Genomic DNA, 17,806 nt, shown 5'->3' with positions numbered 1-17,806 from the left:
GGCTCTCAGACTCCGGCGGTCACGGGGGCGTCGGTCAGGTCGGCGGGCGAGGTCAGCCGGCCGGTGACCGCGGTGGCGGCGGCGACCTGGGGGGAGACCAGGTGGGTGCGGCCTCCCTTGCCCTGCCTGCCCTCGAAGTTGCGGTTGGACGTGGACGCCGAGCGCTCGCCGGGGGCCAGTTGGTCGGGGTTCATGCCCAGGCACATCGAGCAGCCCGCGTGCCGCCATTCGGCGCCGGCGGCGGTGAAGACCTTGTCCAGGCCCTCCGCGACGGCCTGCAGGGAGACCCGGACAGAGCCGGGGACGACCAGCATCCGTACGCCGTCGGCAACTTTGCGGCCCTGGACGATGGAGGCGGCCGCGCGCAGGTCCTCGATGCGGCCGTTGGTGCAGGAACCTACGAAGACGGTGTCGACCTTGATGTCGCGCAGCGCCTGCCCGGCGGCCAACCCCATGTACTCCAGGGCCTTTTCGGCGGCGTAGCGCTCCGAGGCGTCTTCGTACGAAGCGGGATCGGGGACGTGTCCCGACAGGGGCGCGCCCTGGCCCGGGTTGGTACCCCAGGTGACGAACGGCGCGAGCGAGGCGGCGTCGATGTACACCTCGGCGTCGAAGACCGCGTCGTCGTCCGTCTTGAGGGTCTTCCAGTACGCCACCGCGGCGTCCCAGTCCTCGCCGCGCGGGGCGTGGTCGCGGCCCTGGAGGTAGTCGAAGGTGGTGCGGTCCGGGGCGATCATGCCCGCGCGGGCGCCCGCCTCGATGGACATGTTGCAGATGGTCATCCGGGCCTCCATCGAGAGCTTCTCGATGGCCGGGCCGCGGTACTCCAGGACGTAGCCCTGGCCGCCGCCGGTGCCGATCTTCGCGATGATGGCGAGGATCAGGTCCTTGGCCGTGACGCCGTCGGGCAGTTCGCCGTCGACGGTGATGGCCATGGTCTTGGGGCGGGCCATCGGCAGCGTCTGGGTGGCGAGCACGTGCTCGACCTGCGAGGTGCCGATGCCGAACGCCAGCGCGCCGAAGGCGCCGTGCGTGGAGGTGTGGGAGTCGCCGCAGACCACGGTGGTGCCCGGCTGCGTCAGGCCCAGCTGCGGTCCCACCACGTGGACCACGCCCTGCTCGACGTCGCCCAGCGGGTGCAGGCGCACGCCGAAGTCGGCGCAGTTCTTGCGCAGCGTCTCCAGCTGCGCCCGCGAGACCGGGTCGGCGATGGGCTTGTCGATTTCGAGGGTCGGGGTGTTGTGATCCTCGGTCGCGATGGTGAGGTCGAGCCGCCGCACCTGCCGGCCGGCCTGCCGCAGGCCGTCGAAGGCCTGGGGGCTGGTCACCTCGTGCAGCAGGTGCAGATCGATGTAGAGGAGGTCGGGCTCGCCCTCGGCGCGCCGGACGACGTGGTCGTCCCAGACCTTCTCCGCGAGTGTCCTACCCATCGCTTTCCCTCCGACCGGCCGCATCGCCGGCCCAACTAGAGAATCTGTCCGCCGACGCGCGTACCCCTCGTACCGCACGTCGGCTGCGAAATCCGTTGGTCCGCGGATCGCTCGTACAGAGTGGCGCGTTCCACGGAAAATTGAACTTGCGTTTCACAGAGTGAGACGTGAGTATCGACGCATGGACAACTCTAGCGGCGTCGGCGTTCTCGACAAGGCGGCTCTCGTCCTGAGCGCCCTGGAGTCCGGTCCGGCCACCCTCGCGGGGTTGGTCGCGGCCACCGGACTCGCACGACCCACGGCCCACCGACTGGCCGTGGCACTGGAACACCACCGGATGGTGGCGCGGGACATGCAGGGCCGTTTCATTCTCGGCCCGCGCCTCTCCGAGCTCGCGGCGGCGGCGGGCGAGGACCGCCTGCTCGCCACGGCGGGCCCGGTCCTCACGCATCTGCGCGACGTGACGGGCGAGAGCGCGCAGCTCTACCGCCGCCAGGGCGACATGCGCATCTGCGTGGCGGCGGCGGAGCGCCTCTCGGGCCTGCGGGACACGGTCCCGGTCGGCTCGACGCTCACCATGAAGGCGGGCTCGTCCGCCCAGATCCTGATGGCCTGGGAGGAGCCGGAGCGCCTGCACCGGGGCCTCCAGGGCGCCCGCTTCACGGCGACGGCCCTATCGGGCGTACGCCGTCGGGGCTGGGCCCAGTCGATCGGCGAGCGGGAGCCGGGCGTCGCGTCCGTCTCCGCGCCCGTGCGGGGTCCCTCGAACCGCGTGGTCGCCGCCGTCTCGGTCTCCGGACCGATCGAGCGCCTGACCCGCCACCCGGGCCGCATGCACGCCCAGGCGGTCATCGACGCGGCCGGCCGCCTCTCCGAGGCCCTGCGCCGCTCCAGCTGACGTACGTACGCCGGAGGGGCCGCCCCAACGCCGCGGCGGCCCCTCCGAACGCGCACTCCCCGCGCACTCACTCCCCGCGTACTCCCCGAAGTCCCTCAGGCCGCCCCGAGACGATCGGCCGCCCGCTCCCCGCGGCGGCCCACCGGGATCACGCCGGTGGCCTTCCCCAAGCCGAATGCCGGCATGTTGACGTACACCGCCTCATGGGCGCCGGCCGGCACGACATACGTCTCGTGCCAGAAGCCGACCTTCCCCTTGCCTTCCCGGACACGCCGGTTGAAGGCCGCCCACGCGGGCCGGTGGGCCTTGTCCTGTGCCGCCGAGTAGGCCAGCAGCTTCTCCTGCGACTCCCAGTACTGGACGACGTACATCAGACGCGGCCCGCCGAGCAGCAGCCGGAATCCGAGCATCCCGCTCTCCGGGTCCTTCGACAGTTCCTTGAGCATGCGCGGCATGGCCAGGAAGACGGGCCACCAGCTGCGCACGGCAAGGAATTTGTTGACGCGCATCCCGATGTGGAAGACGACCACCTCACCCGTCGCCTCGGCGGTCATGCGCCCTTCGATCGGCTTGTCGCTCATGACGGTTCCCCCTTGGTAGAGCCCTGGCCGAACATTGGATAGCCCCGCTATCCATGATTGGATAGTGCCACTCCCCAAAGGGAGACGCAAGGGCAGACGCAAGAGGAGTACGAGCCGATGAGACTGGCGGAGCTGGGCCGGCGCAGCGGGGTCCCCACGGCCACGATCAAGTACTACCTGCGCGAGGGACTGCTGCCGCCGGGCCGTCGTGTGACGGCGACCCAGGCCGAGTACGACGACGCCCATCTCCAGCGGCTGCGGCTGGTGCGGGCGCTGATCCAGGTGGGCCGAGTGCCGATCGCGTCGGCGCGGGAGGTGCTGGCCGCCCTGGAGGACGAGTCCCTGGACCACAACTCCCGGCTCGGCACGGCCGTGTGGGCCCTGCCGCACGGCCCGGAGCCCGCCGGGGACGACGCGGCCCAGGAGGAGGCGCGCCGCACGGTGGACGCGCTGCTCGCCCGGCTCGGCTGGGAGAACGCCCAGGGTTACGCGGCCGAGTCGCCGGCGTACCGGATGCTGGTGACCGCTGTCGGGACGCTGGCGCGGCTCGGATACCCGTGCGCCGTCGAGGACTTGGCGCCCTATGCCCGCTCGGGTCACCAACTCGCCGTGGCCGACCTGGACTTGATCGAGCGGTACGAGTCGCCCGACGAGCAGCTGGAGGCGGCGGTGGCGCTGACGGTGCTGTACGAGCCGGTGCTGCTCGCCCTGCGCCGGATCGCGCAGGCGGAGGAGTCCAACCGCCGCTACGCGCAAGGGAGTACGGAGGAATGACGAAGGGGCCCTCCCAGTGGGAAGGCCCCTTGTCGTCTCTGTACCCCCGACCGGATTCGAACCGGCGCTACCGCCTTGAGAGGGCGGCGTGCTAGGCCGCTACACAACGGGGGCAAGGATCTTGCTTCTTCACTTGATCCAGCTGGGCTACCAGGACTCGAACCTAAACTAACGGAACCAGAAACCGTCGTGCTGCCAATTACACCATAGCCCAATGTGGTCTAGACCAGAGTCCGTGACCAGCAGTACCCCCGACCGGATTCGAACCGGCGCTACCGCCTTGAGAGGGCGGCGTGCTAGGCCGCTACACAACGGGGGCCCTAGCGATCCTGCATCAGGAACAGTGGGTGCGACCCGATCTGTTCCCGTGGGAAGGATCTGTACCCCCGACCGGATTCGAACCGGCGCTACCGCCTTGAGAGGGCGGCGTGCTAGGCCGCTACACAACGGGGGCTTCGTGGACATGATCCACATTTGCAGATGAGCTCTGCGAGCTGGCCTACCAGGACTCGAACCTAGACTAACGGAACCAGAAACCGTCGTGCTGCCAATTACACCATAGGCCATCAAAACGCAACCCCCTGTGGGGGTTCTGTTTGACTTGCGCTTCCCTGCCGGACCTTTCGGCCTTCTCGGGCGGCGCAGAAAGAACATTACCCGAAGGTGGACGGCGCTCCAAAACGGGTATCCGTCCGCAGCAGCGCGGGAAGCTCGGAGAGGCGCGTGATGCGGTGTACGCCCGAGGGGCCTTCCCGCACCGCGCCGTTGCGGTCGAGCCAGATCCCGAGGAGGCCCGCGTCCCGGGCGCCCCTGGCGTCGATCTCCGGCTGGTCACCGACGTAGGCGATCTCGGCGGGGGCCAGCCCCAGCGTCGTACAGACCGCGTGGAAGGCCTCGGCGGCGGGCTTGGAGACGCCGAGGTCGGCGGCGCACAGGACGGCCTCGAAGCGGTCGCGCACGCCGAGGAGGCGCAGCTTGCGGTCCTGGACGACGAGGGCGGAATTGGAGAGGACCGCGTGGCGGTAGCCGTCGGCGAGGGCGTCCAGGGTGGGCAGGGTGTCGGGGAAGAGCGACCAGGCCGATTCGTAGTGACCGACGTAACGGTGGAACCACGCGTCGGCGTCGGCGTCGCTCAGCCCCGGGGCGTCCAGGAAGTCGCGCACGCGGTCGCGGCGCTGCGCCTCGAAGGTGACCCCTCCGGCGCCGAAGCGGGCCCAGTGCAGCTCGGTGAGGCGCCGCCACCGCTCAAGGGCGCGCTCGGCTGACTCGTACCGCTCCAGGAGCCCCTCGGCCGTCAGGTGCGCGTGCATACCGGTGGTGTCGGCGCGCGCGTAGTCGAAGATCGTATCGTCGATGTCCCAGACCACGGCTTTGATGGGCATGGCTTTGATGGGCATGGCACCGACGGTATGCGAAGGGCCCGGGAGCCGTCTCGGCTTCCGGGCCCTTCGTTCGCGTACCGGCGGATCAGGCGGTGAGCTTCGCCAGGGCCGCGTCGATGCGGGTCAGGGTCTTCTCCTTGCCCAGGATCTCCAGGGACTCGAAGAGGGGCAGGCCGATCGTGCGGCCGGTGACGGCGACGCGGACCGGGGCCTGGGCCTTGCCCAGCTTGAGGCCGTGCTCCTCGCCGGCGGCCAGGACGGCCTCCTTGAGGGAGTCGGGGGAGGTCCAGTCGGCCGCCTCCAGCTTGGCGCGGGCCGTGCGCAGGAGGGCGTCGGAGCCCTCCTTCATGGCCTTCGTCCAGCTCGGCTCGTCGAAGACCGGCTCCGGCAGGAACAGGAAGTCGACGTTGGCCGTGATCTCGGAGAGGACCTTGAGGCGCGTCTGGGCGTGCGGGGCGATGGCCGCCCAGGCCGCCTCGTCGAAGTCCTCGGGGGCCCAGTTGGCGTGCGGGGCCTTCAGCCAGGGCTCGCAGGCCTCGGCGAAGGTCTTCACGTCCAGCATGCGGATGTGGTCGGCGTTGATCGCCTCGGCCTTCTTCAGGTCGAAGCGGGCGGGGTTCGGGTTCACGTCCGCCACGTCGAACTTCGCGACCATGTCGGGCATCGAGAAGACGTCCTGGTCCGCGGAGAACGACCAGCCCAGGAGGGACAGGTAGTTCAGCAGGCCCTCGGGGAGGAAGCCGCGCTCGCGGTAGATGTTGAGGGACGCCTGCGGGTCGCGCTTGGAGAGCTTCTTGTTGCCCTCGCCCATCACGTACGGCAGGTGGCCGAACGCGGGGATCCGCTGGGCGATGCCCAGCTCGATCAGCGCCTTGTAGAGGGCGATCTGCCGGGGCGTGGAGGAGAGCAGGTCCTCGCCGCGCAGGACGTGGGTGATCTCCATCAGGGCGTCGTCGACCGGGTTGACCAGGGTGTACAGCGGGGCGCCGTTGGCGCGCACGATGCCGTAGTCGGTGACGTTCTCCGGCTGGACCGTGATCTCGCCGCGGACCAGGTCGGTGAAGGTGGTGGCCTCGTCCGGCATGCGGAAGCGGACGATGTGCTTACGGCCTTCGGCCTCGTACGCCTCGATCTGCTCGCCGGTCAGTGCGCGGCAGTGGCCGTCGTAGCCGGACGGCTTGCCGGCGGCGCGGGCGGCCTCGCGGCGGGTGTCCAGCTCCTCGGTGGTGCAGTAGCAGGGGTAGGCGTGGCCGGCGTCCAGGAGCTTGGCCGCGACGTCCTTGTAGACGTCCATGCGCTGCGACTGGCGGTACGGCGCGTGCGGGCCGCCGATCTCGGGGCCCTCGTCCCAGTCGAAGCCCAGCCAGCGCATCGAGTCGAGCAGCTGCTCGTACGACTCCTCCGAGTCGCGAGCCGCGTCGGTGTCCTCGATACGGAAGACCAGGCTGCCGCCGTTGTGCCGGGCGTAGGCCCAGTTGAACAGAGCGGTACGGACCAGGCCCACGTGGGGGTTGCCGGTCGGGGAGGGACAGAAACGTACCCGGACGGTGTCGCCGGGAGTCGCGTTAGCCACGCTTGATCACCTTGTTGGTGAGAGTGCCGATGCCTTCGATGGTGACGGCGACCTCGTCGCCGACGTTGAGGGGCCCGACGCCTGCCGGGGTGCCCGTGAGGATGACGTCGCCGGGGAGCAGCGTCATGGCCTCGGTGATGTTCACGATCAGATCCTCGATGGAGTGGATCATCTCGCTGGTGCGGCCGAGCTGGCGCTGCCGGCCGTTGACCGTGCACTGGATCGTGAGGTCGTTGGCGGTGGCCAGGTCGATGTCCGTCTCCACCCAGGGGCCGAGCGGGCAGGAGCTGTCGAAGCCCTTGGCGCGGGCCCACTGCTTCTCGCGGCGCTGCACGTCGCGTGCGGTGACGTCGTTCGCGCAGGTGTAGCCGAAGATCACGTCCTTGACCCGCTCGCGGGGGACCTCGCGGCACATGCGGCCGATGACCACGGCCAGCTCGGCCTCGTGGTGCAGCTCCTCGGAGAACGAGGGGTACGTGATGGCGTCGCCGGAGCCGATCATCGACGTCGCGGGCTTGAAGAAGGCGAACGGGACGTCGGGGACGTCGTTGCCGAGCTCCTTCGCGTGCTCCCCGTAGTTGCGGCCGAAGGCCACGATCTTGTGGCCGATGACGGGGGGCAGCAGCCGGACCTTGCTCAGCGGGACCTTGACACCGCTGAGCTCGAAGTCGGCGACGTAGGGACTGCCCTTGATGATGTCGACGACGAGTTCGTCCGGTTTGTCGCCCTCGACCGCGCCGAAAGCGACATTGCCGTCGATGGAGAACCTGGCGATGCGCACGTGAGCCTTAGCCCCTTGCTGGGATGGTTGGAGTGTGACACTCCAGGCTAACGCGGGGGCCTGCGGCCTGCGTGTGACCCTGCCTCGGGCGAGCGGTGCCTGTCGCCGCTTCGCGGCTCGTCCTCACATGCCGGACCGGCTGGAATCAGGTGCCGGACGGGCTGAATGCCTCCGGGGCGTCCATGAGGATCGTGCGCTTGGGGTTGGCCGTCTGGGCCGGGAGTTCCACGGCGTGCTGCGGCTGCTCGGGCGCGCTCTGGACGTCGTCGGCGTCCTTGAGGTGCGCGAGGGTGGTGCGGCGCGGGTTGGCTATGTTGCGGAACATCGTCGACTTCACGGTCTTCATCTGGTGTTCAGGCCCTGTCGGTTGAGGCGTCCTCTGACGGACGCGGCTTGTCGGTCTCGCCATCCCTGTAAAGCGTCAGGCTAAACATCCAATTCCCGGCGAAAGTCCGGAAGAAGCCATGATCTTCATGTGAGTTTGCTCACGAAGGAGCGGGCAAAACGGTCAAAGCAGGCCGCCCGCCCACCACTTGGAAACGGACATTGCGCCACTGAAGGCACCATTCCGCTCCTGATCATGAAGACTGGGACACCCCCTCCCGGCAGCGCCTTTGCGGGGATGAGTCCGTTTTCTCCTGGATCACTTTCTACGTCTCGTGACCCCTCACTCACGCGGCGTCACGTACGTCGCGGCGCGACACACGGGCCTTGTTGGAGATCCTGCACTGTGCTGGAATTCCCGGGACCGCCGCGGGATCGAACCGGCGCGCAGAGGCGCAACGCAGCGCCGAGTGGCGGCGGGAAGAGGGGAGCAGCGCCGGTCACTCACGACCACCCATGGGGCGCCTGACGCCCCACGACGCCGACACCGTCCCGCCGTTATCCGGCAGGACGCCTGGTCCAGAGGTTGCGACGCTAGTGCAGGGACGTTTCAAGAGGGATGGCAAGGGGTCTCCCCAGGCCGGTCGCGGCCGAGGGGATTCCGCAGCGGAGCCGGAGCGCGGCGGGACCGACCGCGGCTCCTCGCCCCAGCACGCCCAGAACCCCGGCCCGGGCGCGCCCGGCGACGGAACCGGCGCCGCGCGCCAGGCCGTGACGGGCGGCGGCCCGACGGCCGCCCCTGCCAAGGGCAAGGGCAAGGGTGCGTCCGGAGCCAAGTCGCCCACCGGACCCGGCCCGCGAATAGCCCTGCGCAACTGGCGCATCTCCACCCGCCTGGTCTCGCTGCTCACCCTCCCCGTGATCACCGCGACCTCGCTCGGCGCGCTCCGCATCAACTCGTCCCTGGACGAGATTCAGCAGCTTGACAACATGAAGCGGCTGACCGACATGACCAAGCAGGCCACCGCGCTGGCCGCGGCGCTCCAGGAGGAGCGCGACAAGTCCGCGGGCCCCCTCGCGCACGGCGCGAAGGCCACGGACTACACGGTCAAGGGCGCGCGCGACAAGACCGACCGCGTCTACCGGAACTTCCTCCAGGGCACCCAGGACCTGAACGACACGGACGGCGAGAAGGGCCTTCTCGGCGTCCGGCACAGCGCGGTCCAGATCACCCAGCAGCTCCAGGGCATCAACAAGGTCCGCAAGGACGCCTACAGCGACGACGCCTCGACCTCGCAGACCGTCGAGGCGTACAGCCAGCTCGTCGAGCAGCTGCTCGCGCTGTCGCAGGACATGGCGCAGGCGACCAGCAACCCGGACATGATCCAGCGCACGCGCGCCCTGGCCGCCTTCTCCTCGGCCAAGGAGTACGCGTCCGTGCAGCGGGCGATCATCGCCGCCGCCCTGCCCGCGAACGACACCCAGTACGGCAAGATCTCCGAGACCGACCGCACCTTCGGCCTCAGCGCCAACGACAAGGAGCGCTCGCAGCTCCAGACGTTCAGCAAGATCTACGCGGGCAACGCGGACGAGCTGACCAAGCCCCTCGACGGCGGCAACGGCCCGATCAAGACCGCCAACGAGTACGCCAAGCGCGTCCTTGAGCAGGAAGGCGGCATCAAGCTCCAGGACAAGCGGTCGTACAAGGACTGGGTCGACACCGACGCCACCAAGATCGACGCGATGTCCAAGATCGAGCTGACGCTGCTCGGCGAGATGGAGCAGAAGGCCCGCGAGCTGCGCAACGAGTCCGAGCAGTCGGCCATCCTCAACGGTGCGCTGATCCTGCTCGTGCTCGGTGTCTCGCTCGTCGGCGCGTTCGTCGTGGCCCGGTCCATGATCCGCTCGCTGCGCCGGCTCCAGGACACCGCGACCAAGGTCGCCCAGGACCGCCTGCCCGAGCTGGTCAAGCAGCTCTCCGAGTCCGACCCGCAGGACGTCGACACCTCCGTCGAGTCCGTCGGTGTGCACTCCCGGGACGAGATCGGCCAGGTGGCCGCGGCCTTCGACGACGTGCACCGCGAGGCCGTCCGCCTCGCCGCCGAGCAGGCCCTCCTGCGAGGCAACGTCAACGCGATGTTCACCAACCTCTCGCGCCGCTCGCAGGGCCTCATCCAGCGCCAGCTCTCGCTCATCTCCGAGCTGGAGTCCCGCGAGGCCGACCCGGACCAGCTCTCCTCGCTCTTCAAGCTCGACCACCTCGCGACCCGCATGCGCCGTAACGGCGAGAACCTCCTCGTTCTCGCCGGTGAAGAGCCCGGCCGCCGCTGGACCCGGCCCGTGCCGCTCGTCGACGTGCTGCGTGCCGCCGCGTCCGAGGTGGAGCAGTACGAGCGCATCGAACTCTCCGCCGTGCCCGCCACCGAGTGCGCGGGACGCGTCGTCAACGACCTCGTGCACCTCCTCGCCGAGCTGCTGGAGAACGCGACGTCGTTCTCGTCGCCGCAGACCAAGGTCAAGGTCACCGGTCACGCGCTGCCCGACGGCCGCGTCCTGATCGAGATCCACGACACCGGCATCGGCCTCTCCCCCGAGGACCTCGCCGCGATCAACGAACGGCTCGCCTCGCCGCCCACCGTGGACGTCTCCGTCTCGCGCCGCATGGGTCTGTTCGTGGTCGGCCGCCTCTCGCAGCGCCACGGCATCCGCATTCAGCTGCGTCCCTCCGACTCCGGTGGTACGACCGCGCTGGTCATGCTGCCCGTCGATGTCGCCCAGGGCGGCAAGAAGGTTCCCGGCAAGCCCGGCGCCCCCGGCCCGACCGGTGGTCCCGCCGCGGCTCAGGCCGCCGCGGGTGCCGCGGCCGCGCGCCGCGGGGTCGGTGCCGGCAACGGCGGTCCGGCGCTCGGCAGCGGTCCCGGCCCGGCCGGTGGCCCCGGCCGTGGTGGTCCCGCGCTCGGCGGTGGGCCCGGCGCGGGCCCCGGTGGTCCGGGTGCCGGTGGTCCGGGCGGGGCGGGTCGGCCTGGTGCCGGTGCGCCGCGTCCGCAGGTCGCCGGTCCGGGTCCGCGGGCCGCGCTGCCCGCGCGGGACGCCGGACAGCAGCGTCCGCCGGCCGCGCCTCAGGGGAAGCAGGGCCGACAGGCTCAGCAGCCACAGGGACAGCAGCCGCAGGCGCCGCAGGGTGGCCGTGGTGGCGGTGCGCAGCAGCCTCCGGTTCCCCAGCAGCGTACGAACGCCATGAACCCGTCGGCCGACGCCGGTGACCAGGGGCGCAGGCCACAGCTACCGCCTCGCGGAGGACCGCGTGCCGAGCTGCCCGGGGGCAACCCGCAGCCGCGCGTGCCCAGCTGGAGCGACGAGAACGCGCAGCCGCAGGTGTCGCGCGAGCCCTTCGACGCCCCGCGCGGTCACGAGGAGCACGAGTCCACCGGCCAGTTCGCGCAGCCCACGGCCGCCCCCGACGACCGGCAGGGTCCCGGCTCCACGGCCGAGTTCGCCCGCCCGGACTTCGACGCGCCGCCGCCCGGCACGCCTGCCCCGCAGGACCAGGGCACCGGCCAGTTCGTACGCTCCGACGTCTTCGGCAGCAAGAGCGACGCCCCGCAGGGCCGCAAGGGTCGGCACGGTGCGCAGCAGAACCAGCCGCAGAACCAGCAGCAGAGCCCGTCGCAGGACCAGCCGCAGAGCCAGTCGCCGAACCAGGGCAACGGGCCCGCGCAGCACGGCACTCGGGAGATGCCCGACTACACCGTGCCGCGTCCGCCGGCGCCGCGCCGCGGCCAGGGCGATCCCCAGCAGGGCGCTCCCCGGCAGGGCACCCCCCAGCGGCCGCAGCCCGCCGAGCAGCAGCCGACGCCTCCGCAGCCCGCCGCCTCCTCGCAGCCCGATGACCTGCTGCCCGCCGCCGGTCCCGGTGACGGTCGTACGCCGCTGTACGACACGCTGGAGACCAACTGGTTTCAGCAGCAGCAGAACCAGCGGGCGCAGGCCGAGCAGCAGAGCCGTCAGCAGGAACAGCAGCAGGCCCAGCAGGCCCAGCACGGCCACCAGGGCGGCGGCCGCTCCGCCGACCCCGCCCAGCAGCAGGCGCCCCAGGGTCCCGGCCGGCAGCGTCCGCTGCCGTCGCGGGCCCGCCAGGCGCCGCCCGCCGCACCCGGCAACGGCAGCGCCCAGAACCCCCAGAGCTCCCAGAACGGCGCCAACCCCGGCAACCCCGCCGGCTGGCGCTCCTCCCCCAACGACGAGCTGGGCCGCCAGGCCGAGCGCGTCCGCCAGCCCACCGCGGGCGGCATCACCACATCCGGACTGCCGCGCCGCGTCCCGCGGGCCAATCTGGTCGCGGGCACGGCACAGCAGCAGCAGGACAGCACAGGTCCGCAGGTATCGCGTGCGCCCGAAGAGGTACGCGGCCGGCTGACGAATCTCCGTCGGGGCATCCAGCAGGGTCGCCAGGCCGGTACCGGCCAGACCGGCAGTTTCCCCACTCACCAGCAGGAGCGTTAGTTGAGTCCGATGAGCCAGGCGGCACAGAATCTGAACTGGTTGATCACCAACTTCGTGGACAACACCCCAGGGGTGTCCCACACGGTCGTGGTCTCCGCCGACGGCCTCCTTCTGGCCATGTCCGAGGGCTTCCCGCGCGACCGCGCCGACCAGCTCGCCGCGGTCGCCTCCGGGCTGACCTCCCTCACGGCCGGGGCCTCCCGGATCTTCGAGGGCGGCACCGTCACCCAGACCGTGGTGGAGATGGAGCGGGGGTTCCTCTTCATCATGTCGGTCTCCGACGGCTCGTCCCTGGCCGTGCTCGCGCACCCCGAGTGCGACATCGGCCTCGTCGGGTACGAGATGGCGCTGCTCGTCGACCGCGCGGGCGCCGTCCTCACCCCGGACCTCCGCGCGGAGCTGCAGGGCACCCTGCTGCACTAGCTCCCGAAGCCGGCTTCGAAAGCTTTCGCCCCTTCGGCCGCCCCACCGACCGAACGTACTGACCAACCGTCCGGCCGCCTTTCGCCCCCACCGGCTCTGTCAGACGGCACACGCAGATGACCTGCTGTCCCGCCCGGAGGATCCATGACCCCGCCCACCGCCTCTCACAACCCGTACGGCGACGCCTCGTACGGAATGGAGGGCGACCAGCCGCTGGTGCGTCCGTATGCGATGACCGGCGGCCGGACCCGGCCCCGCTACCAGCTCGCCATCGAGGCACTGGTGAGCACCACGGCCGACCCGGCCCAGCTGATGGGGCTGCTCCCCGAGCACCAGCGGATCTGCCACCTGTGCCGTGAGGTCAAGTCGGTGGCCGAGGTCTCGGCCCTTCTGTCGATGCCGCTCGGTGTGGCCCGGATCCTCGTGGCGGACCTGGCCGAGGCCGGGCTCGTCGCCATCCATCAGCCCGGCGGCGACGAGTCCGCCGGCGGCCAGCCAGACGTGACACTGCTCGAAAGGGTGCTCAGTGGACTTCGCCAGCTCTAGTGAATCGGGCTCGGCCCGATCCACCACCTCCGCCAAGATCGTGGTGGCGGGCGGCTTCGGCGTGGGCAAGACCACGTTCGTCGGGGCCGTCTCGGAGATCAACCCGCTGCGCACCGAGGCCGTCATGACGTCCGCGTCCGCGGGCATCGACGACCTGACCCACACCGGGGACAAGACGACGACCACCGTCGCCATGGACTTCGGCCGCATCACGCTGGACCAGGACCTGATCCTGTACCTCTTCGGTACGCCCGGTCAGGACCGCTTCTGGTTCATGTGGGACGACCTGGTGCGCGGTGCGATCGGCGCCGTCGTGCTGGTCGACACGAGGCGGCTCGCCGACTGCTTCCCCGCCGTCGACTACTTCGAGAACTCCGGGCTGCCGTTCGTCATCGCCCTCAACGGCTTCGACGGCCACCAGCCCTACACGCCCGACGAGGTCCGCGAGGCGCTGCAGATCGGTCCGGGCACGCCGATCATCACCACCGACGCGCGACACCGTGCAGACGCAAAGAGTGGCTTGATCACGCTGGTCGAGCACGCACTTATGGCACGACTCAAGTAGGCAGGTGTATACGGCAGTTGTCGTAGGCCATACGGAGCGGCCTGTGTCCTATGACACGGGCGCGCGCCGTGTTCATAACGTTTCGACAGAGAATTTCCAGGTGACCGCCACGCCTCGCGGTCGCCTGGTCTCGCTGTGCTCACAAGAGCCCCGCCTTTTAGCGGGGCTCGCTCTTTATGACCGATTTATCTGAGGCTTACACCACTCGGAACTTCCTCTTCCCACTGTTTGGAAGAGCGGCGCCTGACGTGCTGGAATGCGCTGAACTGCCCAGTAGCACGGGCCTTGGAGACGACAGCGGCACGACGTGAGTGCCGCCGCCGAGAGGTTGTTGGTCGAGTGAGGCGAAGCAAGACGAGCCCCGCGGCACCCCCCACCGGGGACGCGCGGGGCAACTTCACCCCGCCGCCGCGCACAGCGGCGTCCCCCGTTGACGTGAGCGCCGGCCCCGGCAGTGAGCCCCCGGCGCCCTCCGGTGGACGGATGTCCCCCCGCAACTGGCGCGTACCGACCAGACTGAACGCGATCCTCCTCATACCCGTGCTCGTCGGCCTGGTCATGGGCGGCTTCCAGGTGAAGGGCTCCATCGACACCTGGAACGAGGCCCAGGACGCCGAGAACACCGCCCGCCTGGTGCGGGCCTCCCTCGACTACGGCAACCGCCTCATCGAAGAGCGCGACATCTCCGCCGTCCCTCTCCTGAACGGCAAGCGCAACGACCCGGCCGTGGTCAAGGCCCGCAAGGCCACCGACAAGGCCGCGGCCACCTTCAAGGCCGCCACCCAGGAGATGCCGGACAAGGAAGGCCTCAACCGTCGTCTCGACGCCTTCCACAAGGTCGAGCCCCACCTCGCCCCGCTGCGTCAGAACGCGTACACCACCAAGCTCAGCGGCGCGAAGACCGAAGAGGGCTACGTCGCCATCCAGCACCCCCTGATGGAGTTCGCCAACGAACTCGGTCTGGGCACCGGCAACATCACCAGCTACGGCCGCACCGTCTACGCGATCTCGCTCTCCAAGGCCGCGCTCTCGCTGCAGCGGTCCCTCGGCACGCACCTGCTGGTCAAGCCGGGCCCCGGCACCGGCTCGCTCACACTCCAGCGCACCTCGCTCTCCTCGTACGCCTACCTGGAGCGCATCGCCATCGAGGAGTACACCGGCGGCGGCACCCCCGAGGACGTCGCCAAGCTGGAGGAGGCGAAGAAGGAGCTGAAGGCCGCCGCCGAGAAGCAGGCCAAACCGGCGCCGAGCCAGGAGCAGATGGTCGCCGCCCTCGCCACCCTGGAGAGCACGCAGCCGAGCGCGCGGGTCGAGCTGGCCGGCAAGGGCATCACGCGCCAGGCCTGGTGGGCCACCACCACCGCCAAGTTCGACGCCTACCGCACCATCGAGTCGGACCTCGCCGACAAGGCCGTGGACGAGGCGTCCGACATCGCCGCCACCGCGCAGCGCAACGCGTACATCACCGGCGCCATCGTGGTGGTCGCGCTGCTCGCCGCCTTCATCCTGGCCGGGATGATGGCACGCCAGATGTCCCGCGCGATGCGCCAGCTGCGCACCGCCGCCTTCGGCATCGCCGAGCAGCGCCTGCCGATGCTGGTCGACCAGCTCTCGCGCACCGACCCGGGCCGCGTCGACACCCGCGTACAGCCCATCCCGATCACCTCCACGGACGAGATCGGCGAGGTCGCCCGCGCCTTCGACCAGGTGCACCGCGAGGCCGTGCGGCTCGCCGCCGAGCAGGCGCTGCTCCGCGGCAACATCAACGCGATCTTCACCAACCTCTCCCAGCGCAACCAGTCGCTGATCGAGGGCCAGCTGACCCTCATCACCGACCTGGAGAACAACGAGGCCGACCCGGACCAGCTGGAGTCCCTCTTCCGCCTGGACCACCTGGCGACCCGTATGCGCCGCAACGGCGAGAACCTCCTGGTCCTCGCCGGCGAGGAGCCGGGCCGCCGCTGGGACCAGCCGGTCCCGCTGGTCGACGTGCTCCGCGCCGCCTCCTCCGAGGTGGAGCAGTACGAGCGCATCGAGCTGTCCGGCGTGCCGGAGGCCGAGATCCACGGCCTGGCCGTGACCGACCTCGTGCACCTGCTCGCCGAGCTCCTGGAGAACGCGACCTCGTTCTCCTCCCCGCAGACCAAGGTCCGCGTCACCGCGACGCGGCTCCCCGACGGCCGCATCATGGTCGAGATCCACGACAAGGGCATCGGCCTCACCGCCGAGGACTTCGCGGACATCAACCACAAGCTGGCCAACCCGCCGACCGTCGACGCGGCGATATCCCAGCGCATGGGCCTGTTCGTGGTCGGCCGGCTCTCCGACCGGCACGGCATCCGCGTCCAGCTGCGCCCCTCGGGCGAGCAGGCGGGCACGACCTCGCTGGTCATGCTGCCGGACGGGATCACGCACGGCGGCGGTGGCGAACAGCAGGCGGCGGACTCCGAGTTCACCGTCTCCTCGATCATCCCGGAGCAGCAGGTCCTGGAGCCCGAGCCGCTGCGCACGGCCGCGGAGCTGGGCTTCGACGACAGCCGCTACCACGGCGACGGCGCCGAGGGACCCGGGCTCGACCCCGTCGGCCGCTCGCTGATGCGTGAGGAGCGCCGGGCCGCCCTTGAGGCGCAGGCCCAGCAGCCGGGCGGCAACCGCCCGCTCTTCCGCGACGAGGTCGAGCCGCAGCAGCCGCAGCAGCCGCAGCCGGGTGCCTATGAGCAGCCGCAGCCAGGTGCGTACGAGCAGCAGCACGCCCCCGCGTACGACGAGCAGACCGCGTACGACCAGGGCCAGAACGCGTACGGGAACGAGCAGTACGCCGGTGAGCAGTACGCCACCGACCAGTACGCCCATGACCAGCACGCCAACGGTCAGTACGCCGAGGGCGGTTACGGCAACGAGCAGCAGGCTCAGGCCCGGGCTCCCGCGTACGACGAGCAGTACTACCCGGCGCAGGACGGCTACCAGGACCCCCAGCTCTCGTATCCGGAGCGGTCCCGCCAGGACGACTGGCCCAACGGTGACGGCTACCAGCCCGAGTACGGCCAGGAAGCGGAATCCGCACAGGGCCCCGCGGCCGGCGCCGAGCACGTAGGCTTCGACCGGCCGGGACCGGCACCGTCCGTCGTCCACGAGATGACCGACGCGGGTCTCCCCCGCCGGGGCTCCACGGGCCCGAACGGGACCGGCAACGGCAACGCTCCCGCCGGGAACCAGGGCCAGGGCGACGAAGGCGGCCAGAACGGCCCCGACGACTGGCGTTCGTCCAACGACGAGCGCTGGCAGCGGGCCGAGCGCCTGAAGGAGCCGAAGGCGGGCGGGGTCACCTCGTCCGGGCTCCCCCGGCGGGTGCCCAAGGCCAATCTGGTCGAGGGCACCGCGGAACAGACCCCACAGGGCGGCCCCCAGGTCTCCCGCGACCCCGAGGAAGTACGGGGCAGGCTGAGCAATCTGCGCCGTGGCGTCCAGCGGGGCCGCAACTCCAGCAGTGACACGAATGGCCAGGGCTTCAGCCCTGATAGCACCTACAACCAGGAGCGTTAGTGTGAGCCCGATGAGCCAGGCGGCACAGAACCTGAACTGGTTGATCACCAACTTCGTGGACAACACCCCAGGGGTGTCCCACACAGTGGTGGTCTCCGCCGACGGACTCCTTCTGGCGATGTCCGAAGGCTTCCCCCGCGACCGCGCCGATCAGCTCGCGGCCGTCGCATCCGGGCTGACCTCCCTCACCGCCGGGGCCTCCCGGATCTTCGAGGGCGGTGCGGTGACCCAGACCGTTGTGGAGATGGAGCGAGGATTTCTCTTCATCATGTCCATTTCCGACGGTTCCTCACTCGCCGTTCTCGCCCACCCGGATGCGGACATCGGCCTCGTCGGGTACGAAATGGCACTTCTTGTCGATCGCGCGGGCACCGTCCTCACGCCGGACCTGCGCGCGGAGCTCCAGGGGAGCCTTCTCAACTAACAGACAGACGGTGCGTTTTCGCGTCCCGTGCCCGTAAGGTTTCGGGACGCGGCTCCACA

The 17,806-nt window shown here is 70.2% G+C and carries 14 protein-coding genes and 5 tRNA genes; 8 read left to right on the top strand and 11 right to left on the bottom strand.

Annotated elements, in window-relative coordinates:
- Positions 1-5: 5 nt before the first annotated feature.
- Positions 6-1,430 carry a 3-isopropylmalate dehydratase large subunit gene (leuC, locus tag ACWDVB_RS07575; RefSeq protein ID WP_451515755.1) on the bottom strand — a complete coding sequence of 475 codons (1,425 nt, stop codon included), beginning with the start codon at positions 1,428-1,430 and terminating at the stop codon, positions 6-8.
- A 181-nt stretch (positions 1,431-1,611) separates the two neighbouring features.
- Here leuC and ndgR point away from each other — a divergent pair, with 181 nt between their 5' ends.
- On the top strand, positions 1,612-2,328 hold the full coding sequence (gene ndgR, locus ACWDVB_RS07570; RefSeq protein ID WP_451515754.1) for an IclR family transcriptional regulator NdgR: 717 nt from the start codon (positions 1,612-1,614) through the stop codon (positions 2,326-2,328).
- A gap of 95 nt (positions 2,329-2,423) precedes the next feature.
- Here the strand turns inward: ndgR and ACWDVB_RS07565 are convergent, their stop codons facing one another.
- Positions 2,424-2,909 carry a DUF4188 domain-containing protein gene (locus ACWDVB_RS07565; protein ID WP_451515753.1) on the bottom strand — a complete coding sequence of 162 codons (486 nt, stop codon included), beginning with the start codon at positions 2,907-2,909 and terminating at the stop codon, positions 2,424-2,426.
- Positions 2,910-3,026: 117 nt separating this feature from the next.
- Here ACWDVB_RS07565 and ACWDVB_RS07560 point away from each other — a divergent pair, with 117 nt between their 5' ends.
- Positions 3,027-3,683, top strand: coding sequence for a MerR family transcriptional regulator (locus tag ACWDVB_RS07560; protein WP_451515752.1), 657 nt, complete (start codon positions 3,027-3,029; stop codon positions 3,681-3,683).
- A gap of 41 nt (positions 3,684-3,724) precedes the next feature.
- On the opposite strand, the gene ACWDVB_RS07555 is transcribed toward ACWDVB_RS07560, so the two are convergent.
- The 9 genes from ACWDVB_RS07555 to ACWDVB_RS07515 all read right to left on the bottom strand — a co-directional run bounded on the left by ACWDVB_RS07555 (position 3,725) and on the right by ACWDVB_RS07515 (position 7,765).
- A tRNA-Glu gene (locus tag ACWDVB_RS07555) sits at positions 3,725-3,797 on the bottom strand.
- 28 nt (positions 3,798-3,825) lie between these two features.
- Positions 3,826-3,897, bottom strand: a tRNA-Gln gene (locus ACWDVB_RS07550).
- Positions 3,898-3,929: 32 nt separating this feature from the next.
- Positions 3,930-4,002 (bottom strand) — tRNA-Glu (locus tag ACWDVB_RS07545).
- A gap of 62 nt (positions 4,003-4,064) precedes the next feature.
- Positions 4,065-4,137 (bottom strand) — tRNA-Glu (locus ACWDVB_RS07540).
- Between the two features lie 40 nt (positions 4,138-4,177).
- A tRNA-Gln gene (locus ACWDVB_RS07535) sits at positions 4,178-4,249 on the bottom strand.
- An 87-nt stretch (positions 4,250-4,336) separates the two neighbouring features.
- Positions 4,337-5,065 carry an HAD family hydrolase gene (locus tag ACWDVB_RS07530; protein WP_451515863.1) on the bottom strand — a complete coding sequence of 243 codons (729 nt, stop codon included), beginning with the start codon at positions 5,063-5,065 and terminating at the stop codon, positions 4,337-4,339.
- An 85-nt stretch (positions 5,066-5,150) separates the two neighbouring features.
- Positions 5,151-6,638, bottom strand: a complete 1,488-nt coding sequence (gltX, locus tag ACWDVB_RS07525; RefSeq protein ID WP_451515751.1) for a glutamate--tRNA ligase — start codon at positions 6,636-6,638, stop codon at positions 5,151-5,153.
- Positions 6,631-7,419, bottom strand: a complete 789-nt coding sequence (locus tag ACWDVB_RS07520) for a fumarylacetoacetate hydrolase family protein (protein WP_451515750.1) — start codon at positions 7,417-7,419, stop codon at positions 6,631-6,633. Before ACWDVB_RS07520 ends, gltX begins: the two co-directional genes overlap by 8 nt.
- 145 nt (positions 7,420-7,564) lie before the next feature.
- The gene (locus ACWDVB_RS07515; RefSeq protein ID WP_451515749.1) at positions 7,565-7,765 is read right to left on the bottom strand and encodes a hypothetical protein; all 201 of its coding nucleotides are present in this window, start codon (positions 7,763-7,765) and stop codon (positions 7,565-7,567) included.
- Between the two features lie 575 nt (positions 7,766-8,340).
- Between ACWDVB_RS07515 and ACWDVB_RS07510 the strand changes: the two genes are divergently transcribed.
- The 6 genes from ACWDVB_RS07510 to ACWDVB_RS07485 all read left to right on the top strand — a co-directional run bounded on the left by ACWDVB_RS07510 (position 8,341) and on the right by ACWDVB_RS07485 (position 17,747).
- On the top strand, positions 8,341-12,246 hold the full coding sequence (locus ACWDVB_RS07510; protein ID WP_451515748.1) for a nitrate- and nitrite sensing domain-containing protein: 3,906 nt from the start codon (positions 8,341-8,343) through the stop codon (positions 12,244-12,246).
- A 9-nt stretch (positions 12,247-12,255) separates the two neighbouring features.
- On the top strand, positions 12,256-12,669 hold the full coding sequence (locus ACWDVB_RS07505) for a roadblock/LC7 domain-containing protein (RefSeq protein ID WP_451515862.1): 414 nt from the start codon (positions 12,256-12,258) through the stop codon (positions 12,667-12,669).
- A 144-nt stretch (positions 12,670-12,813) separates the two neighbouring features.
- Positions 12,814-13,215: a DUF742 domain-containing protein gene (locus ACWDVB_RS07500; protein WP_362998167.1), complete on the top strand. Its 402-nt coding sequence runs from the start codon at positions 12,814-12,816 to the stop codon at positions 13,213-13,215.
- On the top strand, positions 13,196-13,780 hold the full coding sequence (locus tag ACWDVB_RS07495; protein WP_451515747.1) for a GTP-binding protein: 585 nt from the start codon (positions 13,196-13,198) through the stop codon (positions 13,778-13,780). The genes ACWDVB_RS07500 and ACWDVB_RS07495 overlap by 20 nt, the downstream gene beginning before the upstream one ends.
- 339 nt (positions 13,781-14,119) lie before the next feature.
- Entirely contained in the window at positions 14,120-17,323 is a 3,204-nt protein-coding gene (locus ACWDVB_RS07490; RefSeq protein WP_451515746.1) for a nitrate- and nitrite sensing domain-containing protein, read from the top strand.
- A 10-nt stretch (positions 17,324-17,333) separates the two neighbouring features.
- A complete protein-coding gene (locus tag ACWDVB_RS07485) occupies positions 17,334-17,747 on the top strand; it encodes a roadblock/LC7 domain-containing protein (protein WP_062779227.1) in 414 nt (137 codons plus the stop codon).
- Positions 17,748-17,806 lie beyond the last annotated feature (59 nt).

This window comes from Streptomyces sp. NPDC003379 (assembly GCF_053589195.1).
Note: the sequence above shows the minus strand (reverse complement) of the source record. Positions and strands in the feature narration are given on the sequence as shown.

Bases quoted from the DNA above. Each gene is read 5' to 3' on its own strand.
- leuC (WP_451515755.1), bottom strand. From the start codon at position 1,430: ATGGGTAGGACACTCGCGGAGAAGGTCTGGGACGACCACGTCGTCCGG.
- ndgR (WP_451515754.1), top strand. From the start codon at position 1,612: ATGGACAACTCTAGCGGCGTCGGCGTTCTCGACAAGGCGGCTCTCGTC.
- ACWDVB_RS07565 (WP_451515753.1), bottom strand. From the start codon at position 2,909: ATGAGCGACAAGCCGATCGAAGGGCGCATGACCGCCGAGGCGACGGGT.
- ACWDVB_RS07560 (WP_451515752.1), top strand. From the start codon at position 3,027: ATGAGACTGGCGGAGCTGGGCCGGCGCAGCGGGGTCCCCACGGCCACG.
- ACWDVB_RS07530 (WP_451515863.1), bottom strand. From the start codon at position 5,065: ATGCCCATCAAAGCCGTGGTCTGGGACATCGACGATACGATCTTCGAC.
- ACWDVB_RS07515 (WP_451515749.1), bottom strand. From the start codon at position 7,765: ATGAAGACCGTGAAGTCGACGATGTTCCGCAACATAGCCAACCCGCGC.
- ACWDVB_RS07505 (WP_451515862.1), top strand. From the start codon at position 12,256: ATGAGCCAGGCGGCACAGAATCTGAACTGGTTGATCACCAACTTCGTG.
- ACWDVB_RS07500 (WP_362998167.1), top strand. From the start codon at position 12,814: ATGACCCCGCCCACCGCCTCTCACAACCCGTACGGCGACGCCTCGTAC.
- ACWDVB_RS07485 (WP_062779227.1), top strand. From the start codon at position 17,334: ATGAGCCAGGCGGCACAGAACCTGAACTGGTTGATCACCAACTTCGTG.